Origin of the sequence: Paenibacillus sp. Marseille-P2973 (assembly GCF_018101095.1) — a bacterium.
Lineage (GTDB): Bacteria > Bacillota > Bacilli > Paenibacillales > Paenibacillaceae > Fontibacillus > Fontibacillus vini.
Genome location: NZ_JAGQEH010000001.1, coordinates 748,632 through 766,305, shown reverse-complemented (window position 1 = coordinate 766,305; position 17,674 = coordinate 748,632). Strand labels below are relative to the sequence as shown.

The 17,674-nt window shown below is 49.3% G+C and carries 17 protein-coding genes, 10 tRNA genes and 2 rRNA genes; 26 read left to right on the top strand and 3 right to left on the bottom strand.

The features are described 5' to 3' along the window. The 20 genes from KB559_RS03380 to yajC all read left to right on the top strand — a co-directional run. Positions 1 to 227 (top strand): 23S ribosomal RNA (locus KB559_RS03380); the annotation flags it as partial. A gap of 60 nt (positions 228 to 287) precedes the next feature. Beyond that, a 5S ribosomal RNA gene (gene rrf, locus KB559_RS03375) occupies positions 288 to 404 on the top strand. 7 nt (positions 405 to 411) lie between these two features. Next, positions 412 to 487, top strand: a tRNA-Asn gene (locus KB559_RS03370). A gap of 6 nt (positions 488 to 493) precedes the next feature. Beyond that, positions 494 to 568, top strand: a tRNA-Glu gene (locus KB559_RS03365). A 26-nt stretch (positions 569 to 594) separates the two neighbouring features. Beyond that, a tRNA-Val gene (locus tag KB559_RS03360) sits at positions 595 to 670 on the top strand. 38 nt (positions 671 to 708) lie between these two features. Continuing rightward, positions 709 to 782 (top strand) — tRNA-Met (locus KB559_RS03355). A gap of 33 nt (positions 783 to 815) precedes the next feature. After that, positions 816 to 892, top strand: a tRNA-Asp gene (locus tag KB559_RS03350). A gap of 24 nt (positions 893 to 916) precedes the next feature. Next, positions 917 to 992: transfer RNA gene (locus KB559_RS03345), tRNA-Lys, on the top strand. A gap of 16 nt (positions 993 to 1,008) precedes the next feature. Beyond that, a tRNA-Gly gene (locus tag KB559_RS03340) sits at positions 1,009 to 1,083 on the top strand. A 6-nt stretch (positions 1,084 to 1,089) separates the two neighbouring features. Further along, a tRNA-Arg gene (locus KB559_RS03335) sits at positions 1,090 to 1,166 on the top strand. A 20-nt stretch (positions 1,167 to 1,186) separates the two neighbouring features. Further along, positions 1,187 to 1,266 (top strand) — tRNA-Leu (locus KB559_RS03330). Positions 1,267 to 1,271: 5 nt separating this feature from the next. Further along, positions 1,272 to 1,345: transfer RNA gene (locus KB559_RS03325), tRNA-Pro, on the top strand. A gap of 224 nt (positions 1,346 to 1,569) precedes the next feature. Further along, on the top strand, positions 1,570 to 2,211 hold the full coding sequence (locus KB559_RS03320; protein WP_247681513.1) for a BofC C-terminal domain-containing protein: 642 nt from the start codon (positions 1,570 to 1,572) through the stop codon (positions 2,209 to 2,211). A 235-nt stretch (positions 2,212 to 2,446) separates the two neighbouring features. Then, entirely contained in the window at positions 2,447 to 2,950 is a 504-nt protein-coding gene (gene ruvC, locus KB559_RS03315) for a crossover junction endodeoxyribonuclease RuvC (protein ID WP_211020177.1), read from the top strand. Then, positions 2,947 to 3,567 (top strand): Holliday junction branch migration protein RuvA, encoded by a 621-nt coding sequence (ruvA, locus tag KB559_RS03310; protein WP_211020175.1) that lies wholly within the window; start codon positions 2,947 to 2,949, stop codon positions 3,565 to 3,567. Before ruvC ends, ruvA begins: the two co-directional genes overlap by 4 nt. 36 nt (positions 3,568 to 3,603) lie before the next feature. After that, the gene (gene ruvB / locus KB559_RS03305; RefSeq protein WP_211020173.1) at positions 3,604 to 4,611 is read left to right on the top strand and encodes a Holliday junction branch migration DNA helicase RuvB; all 1,008 of its coding nucleotides are present in this window, start codon (positions 3,604 to 3,606) and stop codon (positions 4,609 to 4,611) included. Positions 4,612 to 4,659: 48 nt separating this feature from the next. Then, complete coding sequence (locus tag KB559_RS03300) at positions 4,660 to 6,762, top strand: SpoIID/LytB domain-containing protein (RefSeq protein ID WP_348772879.1); 2,103 nt, start codon at positions 4,660 to 4,662, stop codon at positions 6,760 to 6,762. Between the two features lie 10 nt (positions 6,763 to 6,772). Then, positions 6,773 to 7,801: a tRNA preQ1(34) S-adenosylmethionine ribosyltransferase-isomerase QueA gene (queA, locus tag KB559_RS03295; RefSeq protein ID WP_211020171.1), complete on the top strand. Its 1,029-nt coding sequence runs from the start codon at positions 6,773 to 6,775 to the stop codon at positions 7,799 to 7,801. A gap of 24 nt (positions 7,802 to 7,825) precedes the next feature. Then, a complete protein-coding gene (gene tgt, locus KB559_RS03290; RefSeq protein WP_211020169.1) occupies positions 7,826 to 8,962 on the top strand; it encodes a tRNA guanosine(34) transglycosylase Tgt in 1,137 nt (378 codons plus the stop codon). 35 nt (positions 8,963 to 8,997) lie between these two features. Then, a complete protein-coding gene (gene yajC, locus KB559_RS03285) occupies positions 8,998 to 9,300 on the top strand; it encodes a preprotein translocase subunit YajC (protein WP_211020167.1) in 303 nt (100 codons plus the stop codon). A gap of 72 nt (positions 9,301 to 9,372) precedes the next feature. On the opposite strand, the gene KB559_RS03280 is transcribed toward yajC, so the two are convergent. Beyond that, positions 9,373 to 10,179 carry a phosphatase PAP2 family protein gene (locus tag KB559_RS03280; protein WP_211020164.1) on the bottom strand — a complete coding sequence of 269 codons (807 nt, stop codon included), beginning with the start codon at positions 10,177 to 10,179 and terminating at the stop codon, positions 9,373 to 9,375. 92 nt (positions 10,180 to 10,271) lie between these two features. After that, the gene (locus KB559_RS03275; RefSeq protein WP_211020162.1) at positions 10,272 to 10,664 is read right to left on the bottom strand and encodes a TIGR04086 family membrane protein; all 393 of its coding nucleotides are present in this window, start codon (positions 10,662 to 10,664) and stop codon (positions 10,272 to 10,274) included. A gap of 222 nt (positions 10,665 to 10,886) precedes the next feature. Between KB559_RS03275 and KB559_RS03270 the strand changes: the two genes are divergently transcribed. Next, the gene (locus tag KB559_RS03270; protein WP_211020268.1) at positions 10,887 to 11,576 is read left to right on the top strand and encodes a YetF domain-containing protein; all 690 of its coding nucleotides are present in this window, start codon (positions 10,887 to 10,889) and stop codon (positions 11,574 to 11,576) included. A 14-nt stretch (positions 11,577 to 11,590) separates the two neighbouring features. On the opposite strand, the gene spoVB is transcribed toward KB559_RS03270, so the two are convergent. Then, positions 11,591 to 13,171 (bottom strand): stage V sporulation protein B, encoded by a 1,581-nt coding sequence (spoVB, locus tag KB559_RS03265; protein WP_211020160.1) that lies wholly within the window; start codon positions 13,169 to 13,171, stop codon positions 11,591 to 11,593. A gap of 171 nt (positions 13,172 to 13,342) precedes the next feature. Between spoVB and KB559_RS03260 the strand changes: the two genes are divergently transcribed. The 5 genes from KB559_RS03260 (at position 13,343) to KB559_RS03240 (ending at position 17,664) form a co-directional block, all read left to right on the top strand. Further along, entirely contained in the window at positions 13,343 to 13,600 is a 258-nt protein-coding gene (locus tag KB559_RS03260; RefSeq protein WP_211020158.1) for a post-transcriptional regulator, read from the top strand. A 170-nt stretch (positions 13,601 to 13,770) separates the two neighbouring features. Then, a complete protein-coding gene (locus KB559_RS03255; RefSeq protein WP_211020156.1) occupies positions 13,771 to 14,427 on the top strand; it encodes a preprotein translocase subunit SecD in 657 nt (218 codons plus the stop codon). 19 nt (positions 14,428 to 14,446) lie between these two features. After that, positions 14,447 to 15,700, top strand: coding sequence for a protein translocase subunit SecD (gene secD, locus KB559_RS03250; protein ID WP_211020154.1), 1,254 nt, complete (start codon positions 14,447 to 14,449; stop codon positions 15,698 to 15,700). A gap of 49 nt (positions 15,701 to 15,749) precedes the next feature. Next, a complete protein-coding gene (gene secF, locus KB559_RS03245; RefSeq protein ID WP_244861678.1) occupies positions 15,750 to 16,592 on the top strand; it encodes a protein translocase subunit SecF in 843 nt (280 codons plus the stop codon). A 115-nt stretch (positions 16,593 to 16,707) separates the two neighbouring features. Next, positions 16,708 to 17,664 (top strand): cation diffusion facilitator family transporter, encoded by a 957-nt coding sequence (locus KB559_RS03240; protein WP_211020143.1) that lies wholly within the window; start codon positions 16,708 to 16,710, stop codon positions 17,662 to 17,664. The last annotated feature ends 10 nt before the right edge of the window (positions 17,665 to 17,674 follow it).

The following is a 17,674-nucleotide window of genomic DNA, read 5'->3' as shown; positions in this document are numbered from 1 at the left end:
ACCGGGATGGACGCACCGCTGGTGCACCAGTTGTTCCGCCAGGAGCATAGCTGGGTAGCTACGTGCGGACGGGATAAGCGCTGAAAGCATCTAAGCGTGAAGCCCCCCTCAAGATGAGATTTCCCAATTAGTAAGACCCCTTGAAGACCACGAGGTTGATAGGCCTGAGGTGGAAGTGCAGCAATGTATGGAGCTGACAGGTACTAATCGGTCGAGGGCTTATCCAAATTTCTAATGCAAATTCACGTTTCGTATCCAGTTTTCAAGCGATTAAGATGCTTGAACCGTTTGGTGGCGATGGCGGAGGGGTTCCACACGTACCCATCCCGAACACGACCGTTAAGCCCTCCAGCGCCGATGGTACTTGGACCGAAGGGTCCTGGGAGAGTAGGACGCCGCCAAGCAAAATATTCCCTGATAGCTCAGTTGGTAGAGCACTCGACTGTTAATCGAGTTGTCACAGGTTCGAGTCCTGTTCGGGGAGCCATATTATGGCCCGTTGGTCAAGGGGTTAAGACACCTCCCTTTCACGGAGGTAACAGGGGTTCGAATCCCCTACGGGTCACCATTATTCTTAATAAGTGCATTACATATGGAGGCTTAGCTCAGCTGGGAGAGCATCTGCCTTACAAGCAGAGGGTCGGGGGTTCGATCCCCTCAGCCTCCACCATAGTTTACTTTAACAAGTAAATATTCTTTTTTTACTGACGCGGGGTGGAGCAGCCCGGTAGCTCGTCGGGCTCATAACCCGAAGGCCGCAGGTTCAAATCCTGCCCCCGCAATTATCCCTTTAAGGGATCAAGATTTACTAGTGTGGAGCCGTGGTGTAGAGGCCTAACATGCCTGCCTGTCACGCAGGAGACCGCGGGTTCGAATCCCGTCGGCTCCGCCATTTTCATCTTAGATTCGCATATGCGAGCCATTAGCTCAGTTGGTAGAGCACCTGACTTTTAATCAGGGTGTCGAAGGTTCGAGTCCTTCATGGCTCACCAGTCTTATTACTTGTTTGCGGACGTGGCTCAGCGGTAGAGCATCGCCTTGCCAAGGCGAGGGTCGCGGGTTCGATTCCCGTCGTCCGCTCCATAATACGCGCCCTTAGCTCAGCTGGATAGAGCGTTTGACTACGAATCAAAAGGTCAGGAGTTCGAATCTCTTAGGGCGCGCCATTTTCTTTATAATTGCATAAGCCGGTGTGGCGGAATTGGCAGACGCGCGCGACTCAAAATCGTGAGGGAAACCGTGGGGGTTCGAGTCCCTTCACCGGCATATATCGGGACGTAGCTCAGCTTGGTAGAGCACCTGGTTTGGGACCAGGGGGTCGCATGTTCAAATCGTGTCGTCCCGATCAGAAACAGTCATCGCAGATGGCTGTTTTTTTATTTGTCCACAAACTAATGAACTGAATTAAAAGATTGAACTGAGCATATAAGAAGCCCGGTTCCCCGTTCCTCCTCTTCTGTTGTATATTTCATGACCTCCGAGGTCACAATATACATAAAACTCCGATAGAAGGGGATCGTCGTGAATATTTTTCATACCAAAAAACAAATCAGAAAACGTTGGAGACGGATGAAACGAGCCGTTTGGACAATCAGCGCTTGCGCTCTCGTGGCTTTGATGGCTTGGATAGGCATGCTTCTGTCCGAACAAATGGAAAAGTTGATGACGAATGAACCGCTTGCGCTAGAGACACTGGGCACCCTCCGGGATGTTCAAGCACAGGACGATTCCCAGCAAGAATGGTTAGAGGAGCTTCGGGAAACCGCGCAGGTACGAATTGTTCATTTAAATAAAATATATACATGCGGCGAAGACCGCTCCGTTTTGGGGCTCATGAGACCGGCAGAAATTGCCCAATTGGCGAAGGAACACCCAACTTGGGATGGAAGACTGGGCCCTGGGGGTGATGTGTGGTTTGATGAGCATATTCAAGGATTATCCGAGATTTGCAACCGCGATGGGTATGTGGGCATCGACAAAGAAGGCAATCTGAGTCTTTTTGACGGGCCGCCAAAGCAGGAAAAGGTCATCCGAACCTTTTTTCAATTAGATGTGGAAACTATGGAAAGTGCGCTTCCGACTGAGGTGCTGCAGCAATTGAAGAACGGCATAAGAATTCAGGATGTCGAGGAATACAACAGTGTTTTGTCCACTTTCAGCGATTTTGCAGTTGAAGAATCGGAGAAAACGATGCAACAGAATAAACAGTAATGCGTATAAACGTAGGGGCGTTATTCAATAACGCCTCTTTTTGCTGTTTACTTGAGCTTTGGCGGAAATGGCAGAGTTGTTTTCAAAGTAAGTTCTACAAACTTTTTCCTCAATCGTCCCGATCTTTTGTTATAATAAAGTGAATACATATGTTCGCTTATTCGGACATAAACCCGGATTCCTGAAATAAAGAGGTTGTCCGGAAGACTTGAGCAGGTTGGGGAGAGGTTGAACTTTGCGGATATTGGGCATTGATCCCGGAATCGCGATTGTAGGTTTCGGATTTATTGATAAGCAGGGCAGTAAATGTGTCCCCGTTCAATACGGATGCATTCAAACGGAGGCACACACGCCTGAAGAGGAACGTTTGCTGCATGTCTATGAAGGCATGGTGCAGCTCATCGACAAATACAAACCGGATGCTGTGGCGCTGGAGAAGTTGTTTTTTAATCGTAACGTAACGACAGCCATGTCGGTTAGCCAGGCGCGGGGCGTTATGGTTCTGGCTGCGATGCAGAAGGGGCTCCCTATAGCGGAATATACGCCGATGCAGGTTAAGCAGGCGATCGTCGGATATGGAAAGGCCGAGAAAAGGCAGGTCCAGGAAATGACGAAAATGTTCCTGAAGCTTCAGGCGATCCCAAAACCGGATGACGTGGCCGATGCGCTTGCCGTAGCGATTTGCCATGCACACTCATGTACGTTAAATTCCAAGCTGAATGAGGTATTGCGATCATGATTGATTTTTTACGGGGCCAGGTTGCCCACCTTGAAAATGAATATGTCGTCTTGGATGTACAAGGCATAGGGTATCGCGTTTTCTGTCCGAACCCTTATGCGTTTGCTGCCAAAAATCAAGATACGATCACAGTTTACACGCATCATCACGTCCGTGATGACGCTATTCTGCTGTTCGGATTTCCAACGCGGGAAGAACAGAAGCTGTTCCGCAAGCTGATCGAGGTGTCAGGAATCGGACCGCGCGTGGCGCTCGGGATATTGAGCGGCGGCAATCCGGACACGGTGGTGGCTGCGATCCATCAAGAGAATATTTCGTTTCTGACGAAGCTGCCGGGAATCGGGAAGAAGACCGCGCAGCGCATGATCCTGGACTTGAAGGACAAGCTGGAGGGCATGGGAGGCATGGCTTCTCTATTCGACCCGGTACCTGCTGCATCGGCCGCTTTCGAAGACGGAACCCCGGGCTGGCCTGAAGCGAGAGAAGGCTTGAAGGCGCTTGGATATACCGATCCCGAATTGGACCGTGTATGGAATAAGCTTAAGGATCAGGTAAGTCAGGATGAAGCCGTTGATTCGGTAATGAAAAAGGCCTTGAAGCTGCTATATGCAGGTTGATAACAGGCTGGAAGAAAGAGGTGCTGGAAAGCGATGATGGAAGACCGGATCATATCCGCGAACTTGATGATGGAAGACCAAGCCGTCGATCTGAGCCTGCGTCCCCGCTATTTGGCGGAGTATATTGGGCAAAACCAAATCAAAGAAAATTTGAAAATATATATCGAAGCCGCGAAAATGCGCAAAGAAGCGCTGGATCATGTCCTACTTTATGGACCTCCTGGACTCGGTAAAACGACGCTCGCCAACATTATCGCCAACGAGCTTGGTGTGAATTTACGGACGACGTCGGGTCCCGCGATTGAACGGCCGGGCGATCTTGCCGCTTTATTGACAAATCTTCAGGAGGGCGACGTCCTATTTATTGATGAAATCCATCGGTTACACCGGACAGTGGAAGAAGTTCTTTATCCGGCGATGGAGGATTTCGCGCTGGATATTATGATCGGCAAGGGGCCGAGCGCCCGTTCCGTCCGGCTGGACCTGCCTCCTTTTACACTCGTTGGCGCTACGACCCGTGCAGGCCTGCTGTCAGCTCCGCTGCGCGACCGCTTCGGGGTAGTCAGCCGACTTGAATTTTATACGCAGGACGAGCTTAGCTTTATCGTTTCGCGTAATGCCGATATTTTGGGAATTGAGATTATCGGGGATGCCGCGGATGAAGTAGCGCTCCGATCCCGGGGGACTCCGCGGATTGCCAATCGTCTGTTGAAGCGGGTAAGAGATTACGCCCAAGTGCGGGGCGACGGAATGATCACCCCTGAAATCGCCAGAGAAGCGCTACAGATGCTTCAGGTGGATCCGATGGGTCTGGATCTGATCGATCATAAGATGCTTCGCGCGATGATTACGAGTTTCCGGGGCGGCCCCGTAGGACTCGACACGATCGCGGCAACGATCGGCGAAGAAAGCCAGACGATCGAGGATGTATATGAACCCTATCTGCTGCAGATCGGTTATTTACAGCGGACGCCACGGGGGCGGATGGTAACGCCGGCGGCATACAATCATTTGGGTTTACCGCTTCCCGATGTACAGAAATAATGAGCGAATAAGGATATAAGCTTGGCATCATGAAGGAGGAATCACCGCGTGAAAGGAACTAATTCGGGAATCAAATTCAAGTGGAGCAGGTGGGGAAAAGGGATACTGGCCGGACTTCTTCTGGCCGGTGCGATCCAGCTTCCGGCATCCGCCGACTCAGGAATCGGCCCTCATGTTCGGGTAGCCATGTACTTGGATCTAGGCAGCACTTACAAATCAACGATCCCTGCGGTTACGATCAAAGGGGATGCGGCTTGGGGAGCAGGTCCACAATCAGGAACGGAGAACTGGGTTCAGTTTGCTCCCGGACAATCCGCCCGGTTCAGCGTAGACGGTTATAAAGTCAAAGCTTTGGAAAGCTCGGATTGGAAGACTGTGGCGGCTGTGATTAAGAAGCTGCAAGGTACGACCGATAAGCCCGTTGCCTTTGCGCAGAACAGCAGCGGAGGAACGATTTATCGCGTTTATACCGGACCATATGCGAATGCAGCAGAAGCTGGGAAAGCCGTAGACAGAGTCGCAGGCTCGATTTCGTCCTGGATCAAAGGTCAAAAACCGTCCGTTCATGGGAATTTCTATGTTTCTGCCGGGAGTTATGGAAGCAAAGCCGAAGCAGATACGGTGCTTGATACGTTGAGCGCTCAAGGAACAGAGGCCTCCGCCGTTATGACCGGACCGCAGCAATATTCCGTCTGGGTCGGTGGCGCGTCCAATGAAGCCGAATTAGGGACGATACAGGGGCAGCTGGCTCAAGTCTTCCCGCAAATACCGTGGGCACCTGCCGTACAGACGGGAACATCGATTTTGATTCACAACGATGTAACGCTGAATTTAGATACACCATCCCCGATAGAGCATTATGAGCTCAGCGGAAATGAGGCTCTTCTAGTCCGCGACAACGACGATAATTCCTTGCTTCAATTGGTTGAACGATCCGCCCGAAAATATCGTGGTGACTTCGAAATTAGCCGATATAGCGGACAGCTCGCTCTTGTGAACGAAGTATCATTGGAACAATACCTATATTCCGTTGTGGGAGCCGAGGTTTCCTCCTCCTGGCCACAGGAGTCATTAAAGGCTCAGGCGGTTGCTGCACGCAGTTATGCCCTTTATAATGCCGCCCTTAATAAATTCAAAATAGCCGGGCTAGTAGATACAACCTTAAGTCAGGTTTATAACGGTGCTGAGAAAGAAGCGAACAGCATTATTCAAGCCGTAGACAGTACGAGCGGGGAAGTGATGATGGCTGACGGGAGAATTGTGGAAGGAATCTTTTCTTCCAACAGTGGCGGGGTAACCGCGGATTCTACGGAAGCATGGGGCAGTTACAACCCCGTGTATTCCAGCGTGCCGAGCAAGGAAGACGAGGTCGTACAGGCTTCGCTAAAATCATGGTACCATGTGCTACTGTCAAACGGGGCGACGGGTTATGTACGCGAAGATAATACGGCATCGTTGGGAAGCACGACCGCTGCCGGATTACAGAAATTAACGGTAACGACGACTTCCGTCATGGTTCGGCCCCTTCCGATGATTCAGTCGGACGTAGATCCTGTAGCCAAGTTGAATCCTGGAGACCAAGCCATTGTACTTGATAAAGTGGATGAATCGAGTGCGTATGCCTGGATTCGAGGGCCATTCAGTTCCGCGGAATTGTTGAAATCCCTAAAAGGCAAAACGACAACAGAGGCACCGTCACCGATATTGAATCTGGAAATCACCCAAAGAGGGCCATCCGGACGCGTTACCCAGATCAAGGCGAATGGACAAATCCTGGATATTAAATATCCGGATGCTTTCCGTTCGGCTTTGAACGGACTGCCCAGCACGCTGTTTGATATTGCCGCTACCGGAAGGTATACTGTACAGAGTGCAGGGGGCACGACGTCAAGCGGCACGGCCGCTTCGGGTACTCCGCTGCTGACTTCATCCGGTGTGAAAAGCTGGGATGGAGGAAATATGGTGGTTATGGACGGTAACGGCACTGCACGCGTAATTGACCAAACCAACGAGTTTCTGTTTGTCGGCAAGGGCTACGGCCATGGAATCGGAATGTCCCAATGGGGGGCAAAAGGTATGGCGGATGCCGGGTATGATTATCGGCAAATCTTGCAACACTACTATCAAAATGTGACAATTGTCAAGGAATGAAGGCGTAAATATGAATGTTGATTTGTACGATTTTGAACTGCCGGAAGAGTTGATCGCCCAGACTCCGCTTGCGGATCGGAGCGCTTCCCGGCTGTTGACGTTAAATAAAAGAGACGGAAGCACACAGCATCGTATTTTTTCGGATATTGTAGAATATCTGAAACCCGGTGATACCCTGGTGTTGAATGACACCCGGGTTATCCCCGCGAGGTTGTTCGGCATCAAAGAAGATACTGGCGCAAAAGCCGAGGTGCTTCTGCTCAAAAATTTGGGTGGAGATCTTTGGGAAGCGCTGGTCAAACCCGGGAAAAAGTTGAAAACCGGCTCAGTCATTGTCTTTAGTGAGGAATTAAAAGCAACGGTTGAATCGGAAGGGGAGATGGGCGGACGAGTTTTGCGATTCTCCTATCAAGGCATTTTTAATGAAATTCTTGATCGCTTGGGTCAAATGCCGCTTCCTCCTTACATTAAGGAGAAACTGGATGATCGCGAACGTTACCAGACGGTCTACTCCAAACACGAAGGCTCAGCTGCGGCACCAACGGCCGGTCTGCATTTTACCGAGTCTTTGCTGGAGGAGATCAAGGCGAAAGGGATTGACATTGCCTTCGTCACACTTCATGTCGGATTGGGTACTTTTCGCCCGATGTCCGTTGATCGCGTTGAAGACCATGTTATGCACGAGGAGTATTATGTGCTTCCTCAAGAGACGGCGGATATCCTGAATGAGACCAAAGCCAGAGGCGGCCGTGTCATCGCGGTGGGAACAACGTCTGCGCGGACACTGGAGACGGTAGCACAGAAATGCGCTGGCGGTCCTGTGGCCAAAAGCAGCGGATGGACGGGGATCTTCATTTATCCGGGATATGAGTTTGGATTGGTGGATGCTCTAATCACGAATTTCCACCTCCCGAAATCAACACTCGTAATGCTGGTCAGTGCGCTGGCGGGGCGGGAGAATATATTGAAGGCGTACCGTGAAGCGATTGAACAAAGATACCGTTTCTTCAGTTTTGGCGACGCTATGTTTATTTATTAAGGCTACAGAGGATGGATGATAACAATGGCAGCGATTACCTACGAACACATCAAAACCTGCAAACAGTCCGGTGCCAGATTAGGCCGGGTTCACACTCCGCACGGTACGATCGAGACGCCAGTCTTTATGCCGGTTGGGACACAAGCCACCGTCAAGACGATGAGTCCGGAAGAACTGAAGGACATGGGTGCACGGATCATTCTTAGCAACACGTATCACTTATTCCTGCGTCCGGGACATGAACTTATCAAGGAAGCCGGCGGACTCCATAAATTTATGAACTGGGACCGGGCCATTCTGACCGACAGCGGCGGGTTTCAGGTGTTTTCGCTTAGCGAAATGCGCAAAATTACGGAGGAAGGTGTTCACTTCCGCTCTCATTTGAACGGGGACAAGCTGTTTCTGTCACCGGAAGTGGTAATGGAAATTGAAAATGCCCTAGGTCCGGATATTATGATGGCCTTTGACGAATGCGCTCCCTATCCTGCCGATTACGATTATGTAAAAAAATCGATGGAACGGACCACACGCTGGGCGGAACGTTGCCTGAAAAGCCATGCCCGACCGCATGATCAAGGCCTGTTTGGAATCGTTCAGGGCGGCATGTTTGAAGATTTGCGCAAGCAGAGCGCCAGAGATTTGACTTCCCTGGATTTTCCGGGGTATGCTATTGGTGGACTGAGTGTGGGCGAGCCTAAACATCTGATGTATGAGATGTTGGAATGTACGGTTCCTCTGTTGCCGACAAACAAGCCCCGTTATCTGATGGGGGTAGGTTCTCCTGATGCCCTGATTGAAGGGGCGATTCGGGGAGTCGATATGTTTGATTGCGTCTTGCCAACAAGGATTGCCCGTAATGGAACCACGATGACGAGTCAGGGTAGACTAGTTGTCCGAAACGCTCAGTATGCCAAGGATTTCGGGCCATTGGATCCGGAATGCGATTGCTATACCTGCCGGAACTATTCCCGTGCTTATCTTCGCCATCTCATTAAGGCGGACGAAACGTTCGGTCTTCGGTTGACTACATACCACAACCTGCACTTCCTGATCAATTTGATGGGCAAGGTCCGTCAGGCGATTATGGATGACAGGCTGCTGGACTTCCGGGATGAGTTTTTTGAGCAGTATGGTCTGTTTGGCAACGAAAAAGGATTTTAATGAATCACGTTATAAAATGAAAGGAGGAAAAAGGAATGTTTCCATTAGCAACTGCCCCGGGGGCGGGCGGAACCAATCAGCTGATTTCGTTCATCATTCCCCTTGTGATCATGTTTGCCGTGTTTTACTTCTTGTTGATTCGTCCGCAGAAGAAAAAACAGCAAACCCGCAATAATATGCTCAATGCGCTTCAAAAGGGCGACAAGATCATTACGATTGGTGGCCTGCACGGCACGATTATGGAGCTTACCGACGATATCGTAGTCTTGCGCGTCAACGATGTAACGAAACTGACGTTTGATCGCAGTGCGATCAGCCACAAAGTTTCCGAAAGCTAAGAGAAACGAATACGAATTAGCAATAAGAAAGCCGCGAAAGCCTCCACGGAGGTTTTCGCGGCTTTTTTGCCATTATGCAGAAATATTGAAACGGGGATTATAGTTGCTTTTCCAGCGCTGGGCCCAGTTGATGCCGATTGTGGAAGATACGCCCGCAAGTAGCAACCCGGCCAGCATATCTGTGAGCCAGTGAATTCCCAAATAAAAGATCGAGAACACGATAATAACGGCGCTGATCGATGCGAAAAATCCCCATCGGCGGTTACCAGAGCGTACGGCAAGGATAGCCATGGTGACTGAGATGGAGGTATGCAGGCTAGGAAAGCAGTTGTTAATCCCGGAAAGGGGACGATAGACGGTTTCAAACTCCGGAAAGGCCTCCAGCATATAAAACGAAACGCCTGAAGCCGGGTAAGACCAAACTTCATTAACCGGAAACAGCAAATAGAATGGAATCGCGATCAGATAATTCAGAATTACCGCACAACAGGTCGCATGCAGGAACACGGTTCTCTTTTCTCCGGCGTAAATAAAGAGTGAAGCCAGAATCAAAGACTGAAAAACGATAAGATAAAAAAAGGAAGTAATCCCCGTAAGCCATGGCGCGTGAGTCAAGTTTTGAACCTGTTGCACGAAATGTCCTTCCAGTCGGAAAATCCACGGCGTAAAGTCCGCCGAGTAAGGTAACTTTTTTTCCAATGCCAATTCGTATCCGTTTAGCAGCAAAACCCCAAGCATCAGCAAGAACATCCACATAAATCTTCTCAATCTCAACAATTCACCGGCCAAGCCAACGACCGCATGCCAAGGATTTTGGAAGAAGCAGATCAAGACAAACAGGATAAGAACCAATAGGGTGAACCAAGTAATCGTCTGCATGGAATGGAAAAGCAAAATGGAATCCTCCTTTACCCAACCTGAAATCTTCCTTCAGATTAACATATAGGAGAAAGGAGAAGTTTGCAGTTCTTTTACTTCTTGTTCAAATTCACCCCGAACACCCCGCCCATCGCTCCGAGAAGCAGTGCGGGAAATATTAAGGCAAGCTCACCTAATCCAAGCGAGTGATCCAAGGCCAAAAAACTGATGAGCAGCAACAGGATTCCGTAGATTAAACCCGTGACCGAACCCTGATACAACCCTTTTTGTCCGGCCCGTTTGCCCGAGACCAATCCTCCGGCGAGCAGTGATACGCCATGAACAATATAGGTGTACAGCTTGAGCTCGTCTTCCTCCAAAACGTTGGACTGCAGAAGTAAGGATAAGACCAAGGCGCCAATCATCATCCAGAAAAAAGCGTACCATAGACCGGACAAAGTAGGGTGGGAAAGTCTAAAAGAAACCATACGGCGAATGAAATGCATATAGAGGTCCCCCATTCATGTTCTTGATATCCCCATTTTATGGTCAAGCATCGGTGGATATGACAGGAACCGAAGATCTTTAGGAATATATTGTTTGGCATGGAATCGAATGACCGGGGTCAGACTACCAGGTACATCCTTGACTTTAAAGAGCAATGACACAAGGGGGGGGAATTAGAGGTGGCGGCACACATATCAGCTGTTGTTTTTCGTACTGTGATTATGTATGTGATGGTATTCGCCGTTATGAGGATTATGGGGAAAAGGGAAATCGGACAATTATCCATTTTCGATCTCGTCATATCCATCATGATCGCTGAAATAGCCGTTTTTGCCTTGGAGGATCAGAACCGCCCGCTATATGAAGGCTGGGTACCGATGTTAACTCTGCTGCTGATTCAAATCGGCATCGCCGTCCTTTCGCTTCGTTTTCGCAAGATACGCCTATGGTTTGACGGTAAGCCCAGCGTAATTATTCGTAATGGCGATATTAACGAAAAGGAAATGAAAAAACAGCGTTATAATCTGGATGACCTTCTTATGCAGCTTCGTTCCCAAAACATCGACAATATTGCGGATGTTGAATTCGCAGTTCTGGAAACAAGCGGCCAACTGAGCGTTTTGCCAAAGGATAAGTCTAGTGATAACGCTTCCGGCGACAAAAACAAAATGAACAAAAAAAGAGAAGCGGCCCTATCTTCTTTGGTGTCCAAAGTAAAATACGAGGCGCTTCCTTTACCGCTGATTTTGGATGGCAAGGTGGATGACGATAATTTAAAACAGATGGGAAAAACCAGGTTTTGGCTGAAAAATCAAATTCAATCCAAAGGAGTTTATGATTTTAAAGATGTCTTTTTTTGCTCTATTGATCATAAAGGAAGGCTATATGTCAATCTAAAGGACAAGAAATGACTCCAAGCGGCTGATCATCCTCGAAACCAATTGCGGATCAATGGCATACGCTTGATGTCATGCAGATCGATTAAACCCGTGATTCCGGCTAAGGCAAGATACAGCAGAGTAGAGAAAAAAGCGGCACACAAAAACTGAATTCCCTGGCTGTCGCTGAATTGAAAATGATTGTTGAGATAGGTTGTCGCTCCGGCCATAATGACCATTCCACAGCAAACCTTGATGACATCCAGCAACGGAAGGCGATAATTTAATGTCCTGGCGACACTGTACCCATGCAGTAAAGTGACGATGACGAAGTTGACGATGATGGCCAGAATGGCTCCATATATCCCGAAAGAAGGATTGGAGGCTAAGTATAGGATCAGAACGATTTTTACGATGGCTCCGATTAAGGTATTGATCAAAGCCCGGCCGGGTTTATCCAGTGCCTGCAAGGCGGCTTGAAGCGGTGCCTGAACATACAGGAAAAGAGCGAACGGGGCCATAATTTTCAGCATTCCGGCAATTTCGTTGTTATTATAGATCAACATGCAGAGGGGTTCAGCCAAAACATACATAATTACCGCAAATGGTGCGCCGGTCACAAGCGCAAGCCGGATCGACTGGTGGAGACGGAGGTGAATGGTCCTCATATCGCCCCTTGCCTGAGCTTCCGCAAGCGACGGAACGAGTGAGACGGCCAAGGAGGAAGTCAGCGCTCCCGGCAGTAATAGAAGCGGGATGATCATTCCCTGCAGCGCTCCGTACTGAGCGGTCGCAATGGCGGTTGCGATCCCCGCGAGGGCAAGACTTTGGGCCGTTGTGATCGATTCCAGAAGATAGGACATGGAACCGACCAAGCGACCCCCGGTTACGGGAATTGCAATCCTCATGATTCTGCGAAGCATAGGCACGAATGCTTCCTTCTTCGGCACAGCGCCTTCGGATGGTTGGTCTTTGGCGGCAAGCGATTTTTCTCGCGATTTCAGGCGCCGGTATTGCAGAAGCAGAACTGCCATTCCGGCAATTTCTCCGGCTACAACGCCCAGCATGGCTCCGGCAGCTGCATATTCGATACCCATCGGAAGCAGCAGATAGGAGAACCATAGTACACAGATGATTCTGGCTATCGTCTCAATAATTGAAGAGGCCGCGGATGGAATCATGTCCTGTTTCCCCTGAAAATAACCGCGATAAACAGAGGATACTGCCACGATGGCGATCATGGGACTCATCGCGACAAAGGTTTGATATACGCGCGCATCAGTAAGAATATAGCGGCTTGCCAACGGCGCTCCCAGGATACATAAGACTGTAAACAGCAAGCCGGCTGCCATGGCAAATATCAGGCTCGTCCGCAATACGGTTTTTGAGCGTTCCGGGTTTCCGGCCGATTCCGCTTCGGCAACAAGCTTGGCTACTGCCAAGGGAATGCCTCCGGCTATGATGGTGACGAGAACCAGGAAAAACGGATAACCGAGCTGATAAAGCCCGACGCCTTCCGCTCCGATGATTCGGGGCAGAAGAATCCTGGGGATAAAGCCTAGAATACGATTGACAATGCCCGCAGCCAGCAAAATCATGGTGCCCTGGATAAAGGTTTGTTTATTCAAAGTGGTTCCCTCTCTCCCGATTAGAAGCGAAATGGCAACAATAACAACAGTTGTTACTAAGAATATGCCGGACCTGTCCCGATTCATGACTTGTCTTTTTGATCCCAATGCAGGATTACAGAAAATAAGGTAGAATGTTAAATAGACGGGGAGAGGGAAGGAGGCATCATGATGGCTGAGGACGTAATGGGCGAGAAGGAATTGAATGAGGCGATCGAAAGTTTATGCCGAAGCAAAGCGGAGGAATTCCGGCTGATCGGTTACGAACAGGTAACCGGACCGGACATTTGGGAGTGTGTGAATCAGAAGTACGAGAAGAACGGTTTTCCGCCTTTATATCAGCTTGTGAATGACATCCTTTCTTTGAAAGCTACCCAATTTATGAATTATATGACGATTTCCGCATACCGTGGATCCCGTTTCGATTGAAAGGGGTCTTTTTTGTGATGTATTCATGCAGTACCGTTAATCAAAACGACAATATTTGATAAATTGACGGTCTTTTCATGCATAGCTATAATAGGAATATTGAGTATTGAAAGGGGAACGAGTATCGGATGAAAAGGATCTTCGCATCCATAACCGTCCTGGTTGTCATCATGAGCATAACAATTACAGCCTGCTCAACCCCTGGACCGCAAAACAAGGATTATTCGGGGCTTGATCACAAAGAGGCTTTCGTGATTATGTATGAAGCAACGCCGATGGATGGCGGAGCTCAGGTAACCAAAGACGCACTGATCTCGACGGTTCAAAGTCTTGAGGCACGAGCCGAAGCTCTGGGAATAAGCAAGCCTGAAATCAGAGTTGACGGTAACAAGCGGATTCGCGTCAGATTGGCGGATGTAACGGACGAGGACGAGGTCCGAAGGAGTCTGGGAGAACCGGCGTTTCTTACTTTTCGAAGCAAAGACGGGAGTGAAACGGCGGACGACGAATACAACGCCATTGAAATGACCGGATCGGATCTCGTTAAAGAAGAAACCGAATTGGTCTATAACCAGGTAAATGAGCCTATGGTAAACGTCGAATTTAAGAGCAAGGACAAACTGGCGGAGGTGACGGAGCGATTGCTCGGTCAGCCGCTGGCGATCTTTATGGACGATAGATTGATTTCCGCGCCAATCATCCAGGGTGTTCTTACCGATGGTCGCGCCTCCATTTCCGTTGGAGGAGATTTAGAAGATGCGAAACAAATACGCGATTTGATCAGTCTGGGGGCCTTGCCTCTTAAACTTACAGAGATTGAAAATTGAAAGGGGAAGTAAGTACGGGATGAAAAGAATTATAGCATTCATAACCGTCGTGGTAGTCACAGCCGGCATTATGGTCTGGTCTACCCCCGGCCTGCTGAACAATGTGCATCTCGGCCTTGATTTAAAGGGCGGATTTGAGATTTTGTATGAAGCAACGCCGATGGAAGGCGGGGCTAAAGTATCCAGGGAGTCATTGCTTAAGACAGCCCAAAGCCTTGAAGAACGGGCGAACAAATTGGGGACCAGCGAACCGGAGGTTACGACCGAAGGAACGAACCGTATCCGTCTGAAACTGGCGGGAGTAACGGACGAAGCTGAAGTCCGCAAGCAAATGAAGGAGCCCGCTTCACTCACATTCCGCAGTAAAGACGGTACGGAGACATCGGCCGACGAATACAATAAAATTGAAATGGTGGGTACCGACTTTGCCGAAAACGGGGCCAAGCTGGAATTTAACCAGATGAATCAACCCCTTGTAAGCATTAAGGTAAAGAGTAAAGATAAGTTTGCGGAAGTGACCAAGCGCTTGCTCGGCAAACCGCTGGCGATCTACATGAATGATGAATTGATCTCCGCCCCTGAGGTACAGGCCGTCCTGACGGATGGAACCGCCTCGATCAGCGTCGGCGGCGATCTGAACGAAGCTAAAGAATTGCGCGATCAAATCAATCTGGGCGCTCTGCCGCTCAAATTGACAGAGAAATATTCGCAGAGCGTCGGCGCTACACTCGGGAAGCAATCACTTGACCGGACTATTGAAGCAGGTTTGATTGCTTCGGTATTCATTTTGCTGTTTATGGTCGGCATGTACCGGGTTCCCGGTCTGGTTGCCGCATTTACTCTGATCGTTCATACTTGGCTGCTCATCCTGGTGTTTGTGTGGGCTGATTTCACCTTGACCTTGCCAGGGATTGCGGCGTTGATTCTCGGGATCGGGATGGCCGTCGATGCCAATATCATTACCAATGAACGGATTCATGAAGAAATGCGAACCGGCAAAAGCATCATGTCCGCCGTTAGAGCAGGGGACAAGCACTCTTTGCGTACCGTACTCGATTCGAATATTACGACCATTATCGTTGCTGCTGTCATGTACTGGTTCGGGACCGGTGCCGTCAAAGGCTTTGCGCTCGTCCTGATCGTGGAAATCGTGCTCAGTATCGCTACGAACGTTTACCTCTCCCGTTGGCTTCTGAACCTGCTGGTTAAGGCAGGCAAATTGTCGAAGCCGAAGTACTTCGGTGTAAAGGAGAGTGAAATCAGTGAGCTTTAATAAAAACGTAAAAAACTTTAACTTTGTGCATATCAGCAAATATTGCTACATGGTTTCGATTGCATTGACGATCGTCGGGATCATCTGCCTGTCCTTGTTCGGATTGAACTACAGCGTAGACTTCCGGGCGGGTTCCAACGTCGATATTACGACTTCCCATAAGCTGACTGAAGAACAGGTAAATCCGATTCTCAACAAACTCGGCATTGATGATGGAACAACGGTTAATCCGGGCGAGGACCGCATGACCATCCGTTTCACCAATGTGCTTAACGAGGATCAGGAGTCCCAGTTGAAAGCGGAAATTACGAAGCTTGACGAGAAGGCTTCCTTCGAAGTCAATACAGTAGATCCGGAGATGGCGAAGGAATTGGCGAGAAATGCGATTTATGCCGTCCTGATTTCCTGCCTTGGCATTATCATTTATGTCAGCATCCGGTTTGAATGGCGCTTCGCAGTGGCGGCGATCGTTTCACTGTTACATGACGCTTTCCTGGTTGTCGCGGTCTTCTCCATATTCCGCTTCGAAGTCGATCTGACCTTCATTATTGCCGTTTTGACCATCATCGGTTATTCCATTAATGACACGATCGTTATATTTGACCGGATCCGTGAGAACCTGCGGTTCAGTAAGTTGAAAACAAATCACGATTTGGCCGAGCTGGTGAACAAAAGTATTTCCCAGACGATTATGCGGTCTATTTACACCGCTTTGACGGTCTTTATCGCAGCGTTCTTCTTGTTCTTGCTAGGTGGGGAATCCATTCGGATGTTCTCGCTGGCTATGGTTATCGGGCTTCTGTTCGGCGCATATTCGACCATCTTTATCGCCAGCCCGTTGTGGTTCGTTCTTAAGAGCAAACAAAAAAATAAGCCGGCCAAAGCGTCCTAATAATCAATATTAAAAAAGGACCATTTTGCCTTAAATTTGGTATGATAGAGCCGCGTCGAAATTGACGCGGCTTTACCGTTCTGTTCTATCTATTGAGTGCTTCAGGAGGATTCATATGCGACGCGAACAAGCCGCTCCAGCTGATTCTGCAGCATGGCTCGGGATTGCCAATCATATTGTCTTAGCCGCTTTCAAAGGAGTGGTAGGCCTGCTGTTCGACAGCCGGGCATTGCTGGCCGATGCTCTTTATTCGGCTTCGGATGCCGCTGCCATGGTCTCGGATAAATTTAAACTCCACAGACGGCCAAAAAAAAGAATAGTGCAGTCTGTCAATGCACCAAGCAGGGCAGGGGAACCGCTGCTGGTTATTATTCTGTCTGTTTTTTTGTTGATGGGAAGTTTTCAGATGGGGATTTCATCAATCGCTGCCGTGTCAAAAGGGGACCTCGTACCTCCGGGGTATTTGGCCGGTGTCGCTATTGTGATCTCTATTGCCTTGAAGGAAGCTTTGTTTCAATTTCAATACCGTCAATCCCGAAAACAACCGGGCGAGCATACGCAATTTCTCATCGAAGCCCATCGTTACTCCTGGTATTCCTCCGTTGCCGTGCTGATCGGCGTATTCGGAACCATGACCGGGCAGGCAATGGAGTTGCCGGCATTGCTCTATCTGGATCCGGCTGCAGCGCTATTCGTAGCGTGGATGGTCCTTTGGCGGGTTTATCTTATGGTGCGCGGCTCCGTTTACGGCTCATTGATTTCAGAGATGCAGGAGGAAGACGCCACACGATTTATTGAAACCGTTCAACGGGTGCATGGCGTCATCACTGTAGAGGAGCTGAAAGCTCAGGAGAACGGCCATTATGTAACTATTACCGCGCGAATAAGCGTAAATCCGCGGATTACTGTGATGGAAGCGAATGATATTGCGAACCGGGCCAAGGTACTGCTGATGAACCGGTTTTCTCATGTTAGCGATGTCAGTATTCAGGTTTTGCCCTATGATCCCGGTTATCCTTATAAGAGCAATAATGAAGGGCCCGGCGATGACCTGCCGACTTTAATTCAATAGCCTGCAGGGA